General features: G+C 70.3%; 13 protein-coding genes. 7 read left to right on the top strand and 6 right to left on the bottom strand.

The genetic code is table 11. The features are described from left to right. Nucleotides 1–31 precede the first annotated feature (31 nt). From ACWC94_RS13105 to ACWC94_RS13090, 4 genes are all read left to right on the top strand, one after another. Nucleotides 32–976, top strand: a complete 945-nt coding sequence (locus tag ACWC94_RS13105) for an RluA family pseudouridine synthase (RefSeq protein ID WP_450796598.1) — start codon at nt 32–34, stop codon at nt 974–976. Further along, the gene (locus ACWC94_RS13100; RefSeq protein WP_450796597.1) at nt 973–1,440 is read left to right on the top strand and encodes a GNAT family N-acetyltransferase; all 468 of its coding nucleotides are present in this window, start codon (nt 973–975) and stop codon (nt 1,438–1,440) included. The genes ACWC94_RS13105 and ACWC94_RS13100 overlap by 4 nt, the downstream gene beginning before the upstream one ends. 93 nt (nt 1,441–1,533) lie before the next feature. Then, nucleotides 1,534–3,120, top strand: coding sequence for a Na+/H+ antiporter (locus ACWC94_RS13095; RefSeq protein ID WP_450796596.1), 1,587 nt, complete (start codon nt 1,534–1,536; stop codon nt 3,118–3,120). 81 nt (nt 3,121–3,201) lie between these two features. Beyond that, nucleotides 3,202–3,942, top strand: coding sequence for an SDR family NAD(P)-dependent oxidoreductase (locus ACWC94_RS13090; protein WP_450796595.1), 741 nt, complete (start codon nt 3,202–3,204; stop codon nt 3,940–3,942). 11 nt (nt 3,943–3,953) lie between these two features. Here ACWC94_RS13090 and ACWC94_RS13085 read toward each other — a convergent pair whose 3' ends face one another. Beyond that, nucleotides 3,954–5,060: a mechanosensitive ion channel family protein gene (locus ACWC94_RS13085; RefSeq protein WP_450796594.1), complete on the bottom strand. Its 1,107-nt coding sequence runs from the start codon at nt 5,058–5,060 to the stop codon at nt 3,954–3,956. Between the two features lie 104 nt (nt 5,061–5,164). On the opposite strand from ACWC94_RS13085, the gene ACWC94_RS13080 reads away from it, so the two are divergent. Next, a complete protein-coding gene (locus tag ACWC94_RS13080; protein ID WP_450796593.1) occupies nt 5,165–5,743 on the top strand; it encodes a dienelactone hydrolase family protein in 579 nt (192 codons plus the stop codon). A 7-nt stretch (nt 5,744–5,750) separates the two neighbouring features. On the opposite strand, the gene ACWC94_RS13075 is transcribed toward ACWC94_RS13080, so the two are convergent. The 4 genes from ACWC94_RS13075 to ACWC94_RS13060 form a co-directional block, all read right to left on the bottom strand. Further along, nucleotides 5,751–7,421: an alkaline phosphatase D family protein gene (locus ACWC94_RS13075; RefSeq protein ID WP_450796592.1), complete on the bottom strand. Its 1,671-nt coding sequence runs from the start codon at nt 7,419–7,421 to the stop codon at nt 5,751–5,753. A gap of 92 nt (nt 7,422–7,513) precedes the next feature. Then, the gene (locus ACWC94_RS13070) at nt 7,514–8,326 is read right to left on the bottom strand and encodes a DsbA family protein (RefSeq protein WP_450796591.1); all 813 of its coding nucleotides are present in this window, start codon (nt 8,324–8,326) and stop codon (nt 7,514–7,516) included. 80 nt (nt 8,327–8,406) lie between these two features. Further along, entirely contained in the window at nt 8,407–9,096 is a 690-nt protein-coding gene (locus ACWC94_RS13065) for a hypothetical protein (protein WP_450796590.1), read from the bottom strand. Nucleotides 9,097–9,164: 68 nt separating this feature from the next. Beyond that, complete coding sequence (locus tag ACWC94_RS13060) at nt 9,165–10,490, bottom strand: DUF2252 domain-containing protein (RefSeq protein ID WP_450796589.1); 1,326 nt, start codon at nt 10,488–10,490, stop codon at nt 9,165–9,167. 223 nt (nt 10,491–10,713) lie between these two features. Here ACWC94_RS13060 and dnaE point away from each other — a divergent pair, with 223 nt between their 5' ends. Continuing rightward, complete coding sequence (gene dnaE, locus ACWC94_RS13055) at nt 10,714–14,253, top strand: DNA polymerase III subunit alpha (RefSeq protein WP_450796588.1); 3,540 nt, start codon at nt 10,714–10,716, stop codon at nt 14,251–14,253. Between the two features lie 71 nt (nt 14,254–14,324). Here dnaE and ACWC94_RS13050 read toward each other — a convergent pair whose 3' ends face one another. Continuing rightward, on the bottom strand, nt 14,325–14,501 hold the full coding sequence (locus tag ACWC94_RS13050; RefSeq protein ID WP_450796587.1) for a hypothetical protein: 177 nt from the start codon (nt 14,499–14,501) through the stop codon (nt 14,325–14,327). 226 nt (nt 14,502–14,727) lie between these two features. Between ACWC94_RS13050 and ACWC94_RS13045 the strand changes: the two genes are divergently transcribed. Further along, complete coding sequence (locus tag ACWC94_RS13045) at nt 14,728–15,942, top strand: NYN domain-containing protein (RefSeq protein WP_450796586.1); 1,215 nt, start codon at nt 14,728–14,730, stop codon at nt 15,940–15,942. Nucleotides 15,943–15,961: the final 19 nt, after the last annotated feature.

Raw genomic sequence — 15,961 nt, 5'->3', positions numbered from 1 at the left:
GGCGGTCCGGCCCGTCCGGCATACTCGACGGGTGAGCACGATTCCCGAGATCCGTACCCTGCCCGTGCCCGACGGCCTGGAGGGCGAGCGCGTCGACGCCGCCATCTCCCGCATGTTCGGCTTCTCCCGCACGAAGGCGGCGGAGCTGGCCGCGGCCGGCAAGGTCCAGGTCGACGGCACGGTGGTCGGCAAGTCCGAGCGGGTGCGCGGCGGCGCCTGGCTCGAGGTCGAGATGCCGCAGGCGCCCGCGCCGGTGCAGGTGGTCGCCGAGCCGGTCGAGGGCATGGAGATCGTGCACGACGACGAGGACGTGGTCGTGATCGTCAAGCCGGTCGGCGTGGCCGCGCACCCGTCGCCGGGCTGGTCCGGCCCGACCGTCATCGGCGGTCTCGCCGCCGCCGGGTACCGGATCTCCACCTCCGGCGCCGCCGAGCGCCAGGGCATCGTGCACCGCCTGGACGTCGGCACCTCGGGCCTGATGGTGGTCGCCAAGTCGGAGCGGGCGTACACGTCGCTCAAGCGCCAGTTCAAGGAGCGCACGGTCGACAAGCGTTACCACACCCTCGTCCAGGGCCACCCGGACCCGACGAGCGGCACGATCGACGCGCCGATCGGCCGCCACCCGAACCACGACTACAAGTGGGCGGTCACGGCCGAGGGCAAGCCCTCCGTGACGCACTACGACCTGATCGAGGCCTTCCGTGCCGCCTCCCTGCTGGACGTGAAGCTGGAGACCGGCCGCACCCACCAGATCCGCGTCCACATGTCCGCCCACCGCCACCCCTGCGTCGGCGACCTCACCTACGGCGCCGACCCCACCCTCGCCAAGCGGCTGCGCCTGACCCGCCAGTGGCTGCACGCGGTGCGCCTCGGTTTCGAGCACCCGGCGGACGGCCAGTGGGTGGAGTTCGCGAGCGACTACCCCGAGGACCTGCAGAAGGCCCTCGACCAGGTCCGCGAGGAGACGTACGCGTGAGCGTGCCGTACACCGTCCGGATCGCCGGGGACCCCGCCGACCGCGAGGCGTGCTTCGCGGTCCGCAAGCAGGTCTTCGTCGTCGAGCAGGGCGTCGCCGAGGACATCGAGTACGACGCCTACGACACCGTCGCCGTGCATGTCCTGGCGGTCCGCGAGGACGGCGTGCCGCTCGGCACCGGGCGGCTGCTGTACGGCGAGGCCGCGGCGGCGAAGACGGGCGGGGACGCGTCGGTGGGCTCCCTGGGGCGGCTCGCCGTCTCCCGTGAGGCCCGCGGGCTCGGTGTCGGCGTGGCCCTGGTGCGGGCCATCGAGGACGCGGCACGCGCACGTGGCCTGACCGCGGTGGACCTGCACGCGCAGACCCGGGCCCTGGGCTTCTACGAGCGCCTCGGCTATGCGGCGTACGGCCCGGAGTTCCCGGACGCCGGCATCGCGCACCGGGCGATGCGCCGCGCCCTGTAGGCGCCGGCCCGTCGTAGGGCGGCAGGCGTTCCCGGCGGCCGGATGGCAGGCTTGAGGCCTGCCGTGTGACCGTCGACCCCCGGAGCGCCGGCCGTGGATCAGTTGGCCCTGTTGTTCGTACTGTTGCTCGGGGCCCTGGTGAGCGTCCCGGTGGGAGACCGGTTCGGGGTGCCGGCGCCGGTGCTGATGACGTTGTTCGGCGGGGTCCTGGCGGTGGCCGACTTCGTGCCCGACGTGGACATCCCGCCGGACCTGATCCTGCCCGGGCTGCTTCCGCCGCTGCTCTACGCCGCCGTACGGCGCACGTCCTGGCGCCAGTTCGCCGCCAACATCCGGCCGATCTTCCTGCTGGCCGTCGCCCTGGTGTTCGTGACGACGGTGTGCGTGGCGTTCGTCGCCAACGCGATCGTGCCGGGACTGCCGATCGCCGCCGCCGTCGCGCTCGGCGCGCTGATCGCCCCGCCCGACCCGGTCGCCGCGACCAGCGTCGCCGGACAGCTCGGGCTGCCGCGCCGCCTGGTGTCGATCCTGGAGGGCGAGGGTCTCTTCAACGACGTCACGGCCATCGTGCTGTACCACGTGGCGATCGCCGCGGCCGTGAGCGGCTCGTTCTCAGCGTGGCGGGCCGGCCTGGACCTGGTCCTGTCCGCCGTCGTGGCGGTGGTCCTGGGCCTGGTCCTCGGCTGGGGCGCGAACAGGCTCATGGACCTGCTGGGCGATCCGACCCTGCAGATCGGCATGACCCTGCTGGTGCCGTACGCCTCCTACGTGCTGGCGGAGAAACTGCACGGCTCGGGGGTGCTGGCGGTGCTCACCACGGCGCTCTTCCTCGCCGAGTACGCCACCGACGCCGACGACGTGATGACCCGGCTGGCCGGGCACACCTTCTGGGACATCATCGACACCCTCGTCACGGGCGTGGCCTTCGGGCTCATCGGCCTGGAACTGCACAACGCCATCCGCACGGCCCAGGGGCGCTGGGGCGAGATGCTCGGCTGGGCCGCCGCCGTCGTGGGCGTGGTCGTCGTCGTACGGCTGTTGTGGCTGCTGCCCGCGACCTGGCTGACCAAGCGGCTGCACGCGCGGCGGGACTACGACGAGGAGATCCCGGTGAGCTGGCGGGAGACCGTCGTGATGTGGTGGTCCGGGATGCGCGGGGTGGCCTCGGTGGCGCTGGCGCTGGCCGTCCCGCTGAAGACCGCTGACGGATCCCGGTTCCCCGACCGGGACGAGATCATCTTCATCGCCTTCGGCGTGATCATCGTCACTCTGGTCCTGCAGGGGCTCACGCTGCCGTCGCTGGTGAGGTGGCTCGGGGTGCGGGCCGACTCCGAGCGGGAGAAGGAGTTCGAGAAGGAGCTGGCGGTGCGGGCGGCCAGGGCGGCCAAGGGCCGGCTGCGGGAGATCGAGCAGGTGGAGGACCTGCCCGAGGAACTCTTGGAGCAGATGCTGCGGCGCGCCTTCGACATCGGGATCCGGATCAGTCCCGACATGGGGGAGGAGGAGCGCAGGGAGGCGCAGCACCAGCGGGCCCGGCGGCTGAAGCGGGTGCGGCGCATCCAGAACGAGATGCTGAGCGCGGCACGGCACGAGGTGCTGGCGGCGCGCAGCGAGCCCGGTGCCGACCCGGAGATCGTGGACCGGGTGCTGCGGCACCTGGACGTGCGCAGCCTGCGGTGACCGTGACCGTTTGTCATATGGGTGTGCCGTGTCTGTGGACAACTCGAGGCACCGTCGGCGGTGCGGTCCTACGCTCGGATCATGACTCGCAACATCGTGATCAGTGGCGGCGGTACGGGCATCGGGCTGGCGGCGGCACGGGCGTTCGCGGCGGACGGCGACCGGGTCCTGCTGCTCGGGCGGCGCGCGGAGGTGCTGGAGAAGGCGGGCGTGCCCGGGGCGCTCACCTGCGCCGCGGACCTGGCCGAGACCGAGGACGTGCGCGGGGTTGCCCGGTTCGTCGCCGACGAGCTGGGCACGGTCGACGTTCTCGTGCACAGTGCCGGCGGCGCCGGGCAGCTGGAGCCCCCGTCCGGCAGTGACGACCCCCTCGACCGGGTGGCCCACGACTGGACCGTCACCTTCCGGCAGAACGTCCTGACCGCCGCGCTCCTCACCGAAGCGCTCAAGGACCGGCTCGCCTCGCCCGGCGGCCGGGTGCTCTTCGTCAGTTCCATCGCCGCCTACCGCGGTTCCGGCAGCGGCGCCTACGCGGCGGCGAAGGCCGGCCTGCATCCGTACGCGCACGACCTCGCCCGGCAGCTGGGGCCGCACGGCATCACCGTGAACGTGGTCGCACCGGGGTACGTCGAGGACACCGAGTTCTTCGGGGACACCATGGACGAGGCCCGGCGGGCGCGGCTCATCGCCGAGACGGTGACCGGGCGGGCCGGGACACCGGGCGACGTGGCCGCGACCCTGCACTGGCTGGCCTCGCCCGGTGCCGGGCACGTCACCTCACAGGTCATCCAGGTCAACGGCGGTGCCGAGCGGGGCCGTTGAAAGCCCCGGCGTCAGCCGCGGCGGGTGCGCGGGAACTCGTGGTCGGTGCGGTGCGGGGCGCCGTCGCGGGACGGGAGACGCTGCGGCGGGAGCACCGCCTCGGAGGTGTTGACCCGGGGCAGCGCGTAGGCGTGCTCGTTCGTCAGCCAGGTGATCATCTGCTCGCGGACCGTGACCCGCACCGTCCAGATGTCGTCGGCGTCCTTCGCGGTCACCAGGGCGCGCACCTGGAGGGTGGTGGGCGTGCTGTCCGTCACCACCAGACCGTAGGCGCGGCCGTCCCAGGCCGGGCACTGGCGCAGGATGTCGCGCAGCTTCTCGCGCATCGCCTCGATGGGCGCGCTGTGGTCGAGGTGCCAGTAGACGATGCCCGTCATCTGCGGGGTCCCCCGCGACCAGTTCTCGAAGGGTTTGGAGGTGAAGTACGACACCGGCATGGTGATCCGCCGCTCGTCCCAGGTCCGTACCGTCAGAAAGGTCAGCGTGATCTCCTCCACCGTGCCCCATTCGCCGTCCACGACGACCGTGTCGCCGATACGCACCATGTCGCCGAAGGCGATCTGCAGCCCCGCGAACATATTGGACAGGGTCGACTGGGCGGCGACACCGGCCACGATGCCGAGGATGCCCGCCGAGGCCAGCAGGGAGGCGCCGGCGGCGCGCATCGCGGGGAACGTCAGCAGCATGGCGGCGATCGCCACGACGATCACGATCGCGGACACCACCCGCATGATCAGCTCCACCTGCGTGCGCACCCTGCGCACCCGGGCCGGGTCCCGGTGCGCGCGGGCGTAGCGGCTGTAGGTGGTCTCGACGATCGCCGCCGCGATCCGGATCACCAGCCAGGCGGCGGAGCCGATCAGCACCAGTGTCAGCGTCCGGCCGATGCCGGCCTGATGCCGCTCCAGCAGCTTCGCCTGGTCGTACGACCCTCGCAGCAGGGCGGCGCACAGCACGAGCTGGTAGGGGACGCGGCCACGGCGCAGCAGCCCCCACAGCGGGGTGTCGCGGTCGCGTTCGTCGGCCTTGCCCAGCAGCCGGTCGGTGGCCCAGCCGATGGCCAGGGTGATCAGCACCGAGCCGCCGATCACGATCACAGGGCGGAGCAGGTTTTCCATGCCTGCGCTTCTAACCGGCGCTCGGCGGCCATGAACATGTGAGTTCGGCGTGTTCCTGGGTACGGCGGCTCGGGCGGCGCCGCACCGGCTGGCACCATGGCCTCATGAACATCATGCTTTTTCACTCGACCTACGGCCTCAGGCCCGCGGTGCGTGACGCCGCGGACCGGCTGCGCACGGCGGGCCACGAGGTGTGGACGCCCGACCTCTTCGAGGGGCGCACGTTCGGCACCGTCGAGGAGGGCATGGAGTTCAACGAGCGGATCGGCAAGGAGGAGCTGCTGAAGCGGGCTGTGCTGGCGGCGGCGCCCTACTCGGACCGCGGGCTGGTGTACGCCGGGTTCTCGCTCGGCGCCTCCGTCGCCCAGACCCTCGCCCTCGGCGACGACAAGGCGCGCGGTCTGCTGCTCCTGCACGGCACGTCGGACATCGCGCCGACCGCGCACGTGGACGGGCTGCCCGTACAGCTGCACGTGGCCGAGCCGGACCCGTTCGAGACGGACGACTGGCTGAGCGCCTGGTATCTGCAGATGGGCCGGGCCGGAGCCGATGTGGAGGTCTACCGCTACGCCGGCGCCGGGCACCTCTACACCGACCCCGAACTGCCGGACTACGACGCCGAGGCCGCCGAGGCCACCTGGCGGGTGGCGCTCGGCTTCCTCGACGACCTGCAGTCGGTGTAGCCGACGGCTACACCGGGTCGTAGGTCCGCTCGACCTTCTGCGTGCCGCTGCGGGTGCGGTAGGAGCGCACCCACTGGGAGGTCGCGTTCGCGTCGGTGCGGTCGGACAGGACGTAGTAGTCCATCTGCGCGCGGTCGGTGGTGATGTCCAGCACGCCGTAGCCGTGCCGGTCGGTGTCCACCCAGTGGACATGCCGGTTGGCGGCCTTGATGACCGGCGCGGCGAGCGCGGAGACCGTGCCCTCGGGGACCTTGACGATGTCGTCGAGGTTGTCGGAGGTCACCGATGTGATGACGAACTCGGTGGCCGCCGACGGCGACAGCGGATAGGTGCCCGCGTCCACCGGCACGTCGTTGGCCCAGGACATGTGGATGTCGCCGGTCAGGAAGACGGTGTTGCCGATGGCGTTCGAGCGCAGGTGGTCGAGGAGTTCGCGGCGGTCGTGGGTGTAGCCGTCCCACTGGTCGGTGTTGACGCCGATGCCGTCCTGCGGCAGGCCGAGCAGCTTGGCGAGCGGCTTGAACAGGTCGGCGGTGAGGGAGCCGATGACGAACGGTGCGATCATCACGGAGTTGCCGACCAGCCGCCACTTGGTGTCGGAGGCCTTCAGCCCGGCCTTCAGCCAGTCCAGTTGGGCCCGGCCGGTGATCGTCCGGTTCGGGTCGTCCACCGATCCGCTGCCGGAGGACGCCTGCAGGGAGCGGAAGGAGCGCAGGTCCAGCAGGGACAGGTCGGCGAGCTTGCCGAAGCGCAGCCGCCGGTAGGTGGTGCCCTCGACGGCGGGGCGGACGGGCATCCACTCGAAGTACGCCTGCTTGGCGGCCGCCTTGCGGGCCGTCCAGGTGCCCTCGGCGCCCTCGGTGTGGTTGACCGCGCCGCCCGACCAGGCGTTGTCGGCGAACTCGTGGTCGTCCCAGATCGCGATGACCGGCGCCTTCAGGTGCAGGGCCTGCAGATCGGGGTCGGTCTTGTACTTCGCGTGCCGGACGCGGTAGTCGGCCAGCGTGATGATCTCGTTGGCGGGCGCGTGCGGGCGGACCACCGCGCCGCGCGCCGCGTACTCGCCGGACTTGTACTCGTAGATGTAGTCGCCGAGATGCAGCCAGGCGTCCAGGTCGCCTCGGGCCGCGAGGTGGCGGTAGGCGGAGAAGTAGCCGCCCTCCCAGTTGGCGCAGCTGACCACGCCGAAGCGCAGCCCGGACACGTTCGCGTCCGCCGCGGGCGCGGTACGGGTGCGCGCCACCGGGGAGTCGGTGCCGCCGGCCGAGAACCGGAACCAGTAGTCGGTCGCCGGCGCGAGGCCCCGCACGTCGGCCTTCACGGTGTGGTCGGAGGCGGCGGTCGCGGTGACCGAGCCCTTGGCGACGATGCTGGTGAACGCCTTGTCCTCGGCGACGACCCAGCTCACCTCGGTGTCCGGGCCGACGCCCGAGCCGGGTATGGACTCCGCGGTCGGGGTCACCCGGGTCCACAGCAGGACGCCGTCGGGCAGCGGGTCACCGGAGGCGACGCCGTGCAGGAAGGCGGGGGCCTCGTCGGCGGCACGCGCGGGAAGGGCGGCGGCGAGCGGGCCCGCCAGCACAGCAGTCGCCGCCGCGGCCTTGACGACCGTACGGCGGCGGGGGGAGAGGGAGTTGAGGCCCTTGGATGCCTCGGATGCTCTGTATCGACTGGTCACGACCGATCAGGTTACTGATCGGTATGAGCAAGAGCGGGCGAACTCCGAAAGTTCGCCCGCTCTTCACGGGAAAGACGGTTTCCGACGGGCCGTCAGCCCTTGAGGGCCGCGTCGAGGGCCTTGTTGAAGTCGGCCGGGTTCGACGGCGCGTTCTGGCCGTCGGGGCCCGTCAGCTTCTTGCCGTCCATCTTCAGGGTCGGGGTGCCCTTGATCTTGTCCTTGTCGAAGATCTTCGACTCCTCCAGCGCCCACCTGTCGTAGGTGCCGTCCTTCACGGCCTTCTGGAACGCCGCGTTGCCCTTCAGGGCGGGGACCGTGTCGGCGATCTCGAGCAGATAGGCGTCGTCCTTGAACTTGTCGTCGGTCTCGCCGGGGTGCCACTTCGCCGAGTACATCGCGGCCTTGTACTCGAGGAACGCCTCCGGGCTGACGTTGAGCGCGGCACCCAGGGCGCTGAGCGCGTTCTTGGAGCCCACCCCGGGCAGGTTGATGTCGAGGAAGGTCGCACCGACGTAGTGGAGCTTGAACTTGCCGTCGTCGATGTCCTTCTTCACGGTCGGGCCGACGCGCTGCTCGAACTCCGCGCAGACCGGGCACCGCGGGTCCTCGTAGATGGTGAGGGTCTTCTTGGCGGTGCTCTTGCCGATGACAACGGTCGTGCCGTCCGCGCCCGTGGTGTTGGCCGGCTTGACCAGCTTCTTGGTCTTCGCCGCGTCCCACCCGGTGGGCTTGTTCATCTGGACGACCGCGTAGCCGATGCCGCCGGCCGCGGCCAGCACGGCCACCACCGAGGCGGCCACGGTGATCTGCCGCTTGGCCTTGTCGCGCTTGGCCTGCCGCTCGCGCTCCTGGCGCAGCCGCTCCCGGGCCGCCGTCTTCGACGCCTGGCTGTTCCGCTTGCTCATGTTGATGATCTCCGTGTGGGACGCGCACATGCCGTACGCGGGATACGTGTGGGGGACCGGGTGTGCTCAGACCTCGCCGCTCAGCCGGCGGCGAGGGCGGGCGAGCACGGCGGTCCACGCCGTCCCAGGGAGTGCACGAAGAGCCGGTCGCGGGCGGCGGCGCGGCGTGGGGCCGGTCGCGGCAGCCGGCGGACCGGGGCCGGCCGCACGGTGACCGCGGCCACCGCGAGCAGCAGCGGCCGGAAGGTGGTGGTGGCGACCGCGCGCAGCAGCTGGACCAGCGCCCGCTCGCCCCGGCGCAGCCAGGCGGCGGCGAGCAGGCCCACACCGATGTGCGCGGTGAGCAGCAGCCAGGCGGCCGCCGGACTGGCGTGCGCCAGCAGCGCCTCGGGGCGGCCGTGGGCCCCGGTCACCTGGGCCAGCGGGGTGCCGACGGCACCGCCCTCGCACAGCACCTTGAAGCCGAAGGCGTGCAGCGGGCCGGCGACCGGGCCGCCCGCCCGGCCGTAACAGGTGTCCTGGCCGGTGGTGAACACCGTGTCGGCGGCCAGTTCCAGCGGGATCAGCAGGGCCGCGATCCGGCCGAAGCCGCGCTCGCGGCCCGCCAGCGCGTACGCGGTGACGAACACACCGGCACCGACCGTCAGCACGGTCGCCACCGGCAGCGGGGCCCGCGACAGCAGTACGTGCGACGCGGTGCTGAGCGTCACGACGACAGCCGTGAACAGCGCCGCGCGCACGGCTCTGAGTTGGGTCCCGGATATGTCCATAGCGAAAGGAGAGTCTGTCACGTACGCGGTTAAGGGACCTCTAAAGGGTGCCTGTGAGTGCGCGAAGATTACAGCCCCGGAATCCGGCCGTTGCGGAACAGGTCGAGGAAGATCTGGTGGTCGGCACGCGCGCGTGCGCCGTAACCGTGCGCGAAGTCCACCAGCAGGGGCGCGAAGCCCTCCTCGTCGGCCGCGACCGCCGCGTCGATGGCCCGCTCGGTGGAGAACGGCACCAGGGACTCGCCGGACTGGTCGTCCGCCGCCGCGTGCATGGTGGCGGTGGCCCGGCCCAGGTCGGCGACGACGGCCGCGATCTCCTCCGGGTCGTCGATGTCGCCCCAGTCCAGGTCGACGGCGTACGGCGAGACCTCGGCGACCAGCTGGCCGGCGCCGTCCAGCTCGGTCCAGCCGAGCCACGGGTCGGCGTGGGCCTGCAGGGCGCGCTGGGAGATCACCGTGCGGTGACCCTCGTGCTGGAAGTAGCCGGCGATGGCCGGATCCGTGATGTGCCGGGAGACGGCCGGGGTCTGGGCCTGCTTGATGTAGATCACGACGTCGTTCTCCAGGGCGTCGCTGTGACCCTCCAGGAGGATGTTGTACGACGGCAGGCCGGCCGAGCCGATGCCGATGCCGCGGCGGCCGACGACGTCCTTCACGCGGTAGGAGTCGGGGCGGGCCAGGGAGGAGTCCGGCAGGGTCTCCAGGTAGCCGTCGAAGGCGGCCAGGACCTTGTAGCGGGTGGCCGCGTCCAGCTCGATGGAGCCGCCGCCCGGCGCGAAGCGGCGCTCGAAGTCACGGATCTCCGTCATCGAGTCCAGCAGCTCGAAGCGGGTCAGCGAACGGGCGGCGCGCAGGGCGCCCAGCAGCGGGCCGTCGGCGGTGTCCAGGGTGAACGGCGGCACCTCGTCGCTCTTGGCGCCCGTGGCGAGGGCGTGGATGCGCTCGCGGTAGGCCGCCGCGTAGACCGTCACCAGCTCGGTGATCTGCTCGTCACTGAGCGCCTTCGCGTAGCCGACGAGCGCGATCGACGCCGAGAAGCGCTTCAGGTCCCAGGTGAACGGGCCGACGTAGGCCTCGTCGAAGTCGTTGACGTTGAAGACCAGACGGCCGTTGGAGTCCATGTACGTGCCGAAGTTCTCCGCGTGCAGATCGCCGTGGATCCATACGCGCGAGGTGCGGTCGTCCAGGAAGGGGCCACCGCGCTTCTCGGCGTCCAGGTCGTGGTAGAAGAGGCACGCCGTGCCCCGGTAGAACGCGAAGGCCGAGGCCGCCATCTTCCGGAACTTCACCCGGAACGCTGCCGGGTCGGCGGCCAGGAGCCGGCCGAAGGCGGTGTCGAAGACGGCGAGGATCTCCTCGCCGCGCTGCTCGTCGCTGAGCTGGGGGACCGACATCGCGAGATGCCTCCTGGTACGGGAGTGGTGCATGGGTGTGCGTGAATGGGTACGACAGCGCTTCCGCCGTCTCCAACGGGCGACGCCACGCGGGAGTGCCCGGTTCCCGCATGAAGGTACGTGGGGAAGCCCGCCCGGTGTCAGTGCCGGGGCATAGACTTCGACGCTGACCCCAGAACCGTCCGCCCGCCCGCTACCGAGTGTTTCCGTCGGAGGCCATACCGTGTCAAAGCCGCCCTTCACGCACCTGCACGTCCACACCCAGTACTCGCTGCTGGACGGTGCCGCGCGGCTCAAGGACATGTTCAACGCCTGCAACGAGATGGGCATGACGCACATCGCCATGTCCGACCACGGCAACCTCCACGGGGCTTACGACTTCTTCCACTCCGCGAAGAAGGCCGGAATCACCCCGATCATCGGGATCGAGGCGTATGTCGCCCCCGAGTCCCGGCGCAACAAGCGCAAGATCCTCTGGGGCCAGCCGCACCAGAAGCGGGACGACATCTCCGGTTCCGGTGGTTACACCCACAAGACGATGTGGGCCGTCAACAAGACCGGTCTGCACAACCTCTTCCGTCTCTCCTCCGACGCCTACGCCGAGGGCTGGCTGCAGAAGTGGCCCCGGATGGACAAGGAGACCATCTCCCAGTGGTCCGAGGGCATCGTCGCCTCCACCGGCTGCCCCTCGGGCGAGGTGCAGACCCGGCTGCGCCTCGGCCACTTCGACGAGGCCCTCAAGGCCGCCGCCGAGTACCAGGACATCTTCGGCAAGGACAAGTACTTCCTGGAGCTGATGGACCACGGCATCGAGATCGAGCGCCGGGTCCGGGACGGCCTGCTGGAGATCGGCAAGAAGCTCGGCATCCCCCCGCTGGTCACCAACGACTCGCACTACACCTACGCGCACGAGGCAGGTGCCCACGACGCCCTGCTGTGCATCCAGACCGGCAAGAACCTCTCCGACCCCGACCGCTTCAAGTTCGACGGCACCGGCTACTACCTGAAGTCCACGGACGAGATGTACGCCATCGACTCCTCGGACGCCTGGCAGGAGGGCTGCGCCAACACGCTCCTCGTCGCCGAGATGGTCGACACCACCGGCATGTTCGAGAAGCGCGACCTCATGCCCAAGTTCGACATCCCCGAGGGCTACACCGAGGTCACCTGGTTCAAGGAGGAGGTCCGCCGCGGCATGGAGCGCCGCTTCCCCGGCGGCATCCCCGAGGACCGCCAGAAGCAGGCCGACTACGAGATGGACGTCATCATCTCGATGGGCTTCCCCGGCTACTTCCTCGTCGTCGCCGACTTCATCATGTGGGCCAAGAACAACGGCATCGCGGTGGGCCCCGGCCGAGGCTCCGCGGCCGGCTCGATCGTCGCCTACGCCATGGGCATCACCGACCTCGACCCGATCCCGCACGGCCTGATCTTCGAGCGGTTCCTCAACCCCGAGCGCATCTCGATGCCCGATGTCGACATCGACTTCGACGAGCGCCGGCGCGTCGAGGTGATCCGGTACGTGACCGAGAAGTACGGCGCCGACAAGGTCGCCATGATCGGCACGTACGGCACCATCAAGGCCAAGAACGCCATCAAGGACTCCGCGCGCGTGCTGGGCTACCCGTACGCGATGGGCGACCGCATCACCAAGGCCATGCCCGCTGACGTCCTCGGCAAGGGCATCCCGCTGTCCGGCATCACCGATCCCAGCCACCCGCGCTACTCGGAGGCCGGCGAGGTCCGCGGGATGTACGAGAACGAGCCGGACGTGAAGAAGGTCATCGACACCGCCCGCGGTGTGGAGGGCCTGGTCCGGCAGATGGGTGTGCACGCCGCCGGCGTGATCATGTCCAGCGAGACCATCACCGAGCACGTCCCCGTGTGGGTGAGGCACACCGACGGCGTGACCATCACCCAGTGGGACTACCCGAGCTGTGAGTCGCTCGGCCTGCTGAAGATGGACTTCCTGGGCCTGCGCAACCTCACGATCATGGACGACGCGGTCAAGATGGTGAAGGCCAACAAGGGCCTCGACATCGACCTGCTCTCCCTGCCGCTCGACGACCCCACGACCTTCGAACTGCTCCAGCGCGGCGACACCCTCGGCGTCTTCCAGTTCGACGGCGGCCCCATGCGCTCGCTGCTGCGGCTGATGAAGCCCGACAACTTCGAAGACATCTCCGCCGTGTCGGCCCTGTACCGCCCGGGCCCGATGGGCATGAACTCCCACACGAACTACGCGCTGCGCAAGAACAAGCAGCAGGAGATCACGCCGATCCACCCCGAGCTGGAGGCGCCGCTCAAGGAGGTCCTGGACGTCACCTACGGCCTGATCGTCTACCAGGAGCAGGTGCAGAAGGCCGCCCAGATCATCGCGGGCTACTCGCTCGGCGAGGCCGACATCCTCCGCCGCGTGATGGGCAAGAAGAAGCCCGACGAGCTCGCCAAGAACTTCACCATCTTCCAGGCCGGCGCCCGCAAGAACGGCTACAGCGACGAGGCCATCCAGGCCCTGTGGGACGTGCTGGTCCCGTTCGCCGGCTACGCCTTCAACAAGGCGCACTCCGCCGCGTACGGCCTGGTCTCGTACTGGACCGCGTACCTCAAGGCGAACTACCCCGCCGAGTACATGGCCGCGCTGCTGACCTCCGTCAAGGACGACAAGGACAAGTCGGCGATCTACCTCAACGAGTGCCGCCGCATGGGCATCAAGGTGCTCCCGCCGAACGTCAACGAGTCCGAGTCCAACTTCGCCGCCCAGGGCGACGACGTGATCCTCTTCGGCCTGTCCGCCGTCCGCAACGTCGGCACCAACGTCGTCGAGTCGATCATCAAGTGCCGCAAGGCCAAGGGGAAGTACGCCTCCTTCCCCGACTACCTCGACAAGGTCGACGCGGTGGTCTGCAACAAGCGCACCACCGAATCGCTGATCAAGGCCGGCGCCTTCGACGAGATGGGCCACACCCGCAAGGGCCTCACGGCGCAGTACGAGCCGATGATCGACAACGTGGTCGCGGTCAAGCGCAAGGAGGCCGAGGGGCAGTTCGACCTCTTCGGCGGCATGGGCGAGGACAGCGGCAGCGAACCCGGCTTCGGCCTCGACGTGGAGTTCTCCACCGACGAGTGGGACAAGACCTATCTGCTCGCCCAGGAGCGGGAGATGCTCGGTCTGTACGTCTCCGACCACCCGCTCTTCGGCCTGGAACACGTCCTCGCCGACAAGGCCGACGCGGGCATCTCCCAGCTCACCGGCGGCGAGCACGGGGACGGCGCGGTCGTCACCATCGGCGGCATCATCTCGGGCCTGCAGCGCAAGATGACCAAGCAGGGCAACGCCTGGGCGATCGCCACCGTCGAGGACCTCGCCGGCTCCATCGAGTGCATGTTCTTCCCGGCGACGTACCAGCTGGTGTCGACCCAACTGGTCGAGGACGCGGTCGTGTTCGTCAAGGGCCGTCTCGACAAGCGCGAGGACGTCCCCCGGCTCGTCGCCATGGAGCTGATGGTCCCGGACCTGTCCAACGCCGGCACCAACGCGCCGGTGATCCTCACCATCCCGGCCGTGAAGGTCACTCCGCCCATGGTCAGCCGCCTCGGCGAGATCCTCAGCCACCACAAGGGCGACAGCGAGGTCCGTATCAAGCTCCAGGGCCCGCGCAAGACCACCGTGCTGCGCCTGGACCGGCACCGGGTCAAGCCCGACCCGGCGCTGTTCGGCGACCTGAAGGTGCTGCTCGGCCCGTCCTGCCTGGCGGGCTGAGCGGACGACGGATGAAGGGGCGCACCCTCGGCGGGTGCGCCCCTTCACTGTGCCCGGGCTTCAACTGCCTTTTAGTTGTGGCCGAAGCTCTTCTGCTTCTTGCGAGCAACATCCGCGGGGCTGCCCTGGATGTGCGACACCGGAGACTCGTGCGTCTCCTGCGACCGCTGTGCGTGCTCGTGAGCCTGGTCGGCCTGCGGCGCGCGGTTCTGCGGGCCACCCTGCTTGCGATTCTTGTTCTTGGCCATGGTGATCTGCCTCCTGTGGGGGATCTAGGGGCCAGGGCCGGGACCAGATTCACATACGCTGACATCAGGCGCATGTCGGATAATTACCGTGTGTAACAGGGGTGGTGGGTGGGCGGGATTCCGTAAACGCCACGCCGAAGATCGAGTTCGGGCCGTTAACCTCCGCGCCGTCGGGCAGACTCGAAGAAAGTCCGAAGCAAAACCTCCCGGGAAGAGGGTGAGTCGCGTGGACCGCTGCATCGTCCTGGTGGACGCCGGGTATCTGCTGGGAGCCGCCGCCAGCCTCCTCGCCGGTGAGCCCTCGCGGTCCCGGATCACCGTCGAGCACACCGCGCTGATCCAGGCCCTGCGCGAACGCGCCGAGTCGGAGACCGAGCGCCCGCTGCTGCGCATCTACTGGTTCGACGGCGCCCCCGACCGCGTCCCCCAACCGGAGCACCGCCGGCTGCGCGTGATGCCCCGCGTCACCGTCCGCCTCGGTGCCCTCACCCGCAGCGACGGACGCTGGGCGCAGAAGGGCGTGGACGCCGCGATGCACGCCGAGCTGACCGAGCTCGCCCGCAACCGCGCCTGCTCCGACATCGTCCTCGTCACCGGAGACGGCGACCTCCTGCCCGGCATGATGGCCGCCAAGGAACACGGCGTCGCCGTCCACCTGTGGGCCGTACAGGCCGCCGACGGCGACTACAACCAGTCCGAGGACCTGGTAGCCGAGGCCGACGAGCGGCGCGTCCTGGACCGTGCCTGGATCACCCAGGCCGTCCGCGCCAAGGAACTGACCGGCGTCTGCGCCCCGCCGCCCGCGCCCCGGCCCGAGATCGCCGCGATCCTCTCCGCGCCGCTGCCCGAGTCCGCGCTCGCCGCGGCGGCCGAGCGACAGGCCGAGCAGGGCGCGGCCCCGCCGGCCGCCGAGACGGGGAACGGCACCCAGGAGCGGGCCGCCGCCTCCAAGGGGGTACCGACGCCGAAGGACCTGGCCGCGCTGCGCGCCCCCGGCAGCCAGCCCGTCCAGCACCCCGCGACCGCGACCCTGCGCTGGTCCTCCGACAAGGGCTGGGTGGACCGGCCGGGCGGGGTCGCCGAGCCGCCCGATGTCGCCTCCATGCCGACGCTCGCCCAGCTCACCACGGCCGAGCAGCGCTGGGCCGACCGCGAGGAGGACATCACCACCGTCGGCGGCGACCCCTACGAGGTGGGTCAGGTCTTCGCCCGTCGCTGGATGTCCCGGCTCGGCGACCAGGGCCAGCTGCAGAAGCTGTCGCAGATGTATCCGCGCATCCCGCACCGCATCGACGGGGAGCTGCTCAGGTATGCCGCGCGGTTCGGGCTGCTCGCCCACAAGGACGACCAGATCGACGAGCACGACCGCTACGCCATTCGGGCGGGGTTCTGGCGGGAGGTCGACGTTCCGGCTGCGGCGGAGAGCATGACCGGGGAGTGACCCTGTCGGGGCGGCGGTT

The organism is Streptomyces sp. NPDC001135 (assembly GCF_053598395.1).
This window is presented reverse-complemented; position numbering and strand designations above follow the sequence as displayed.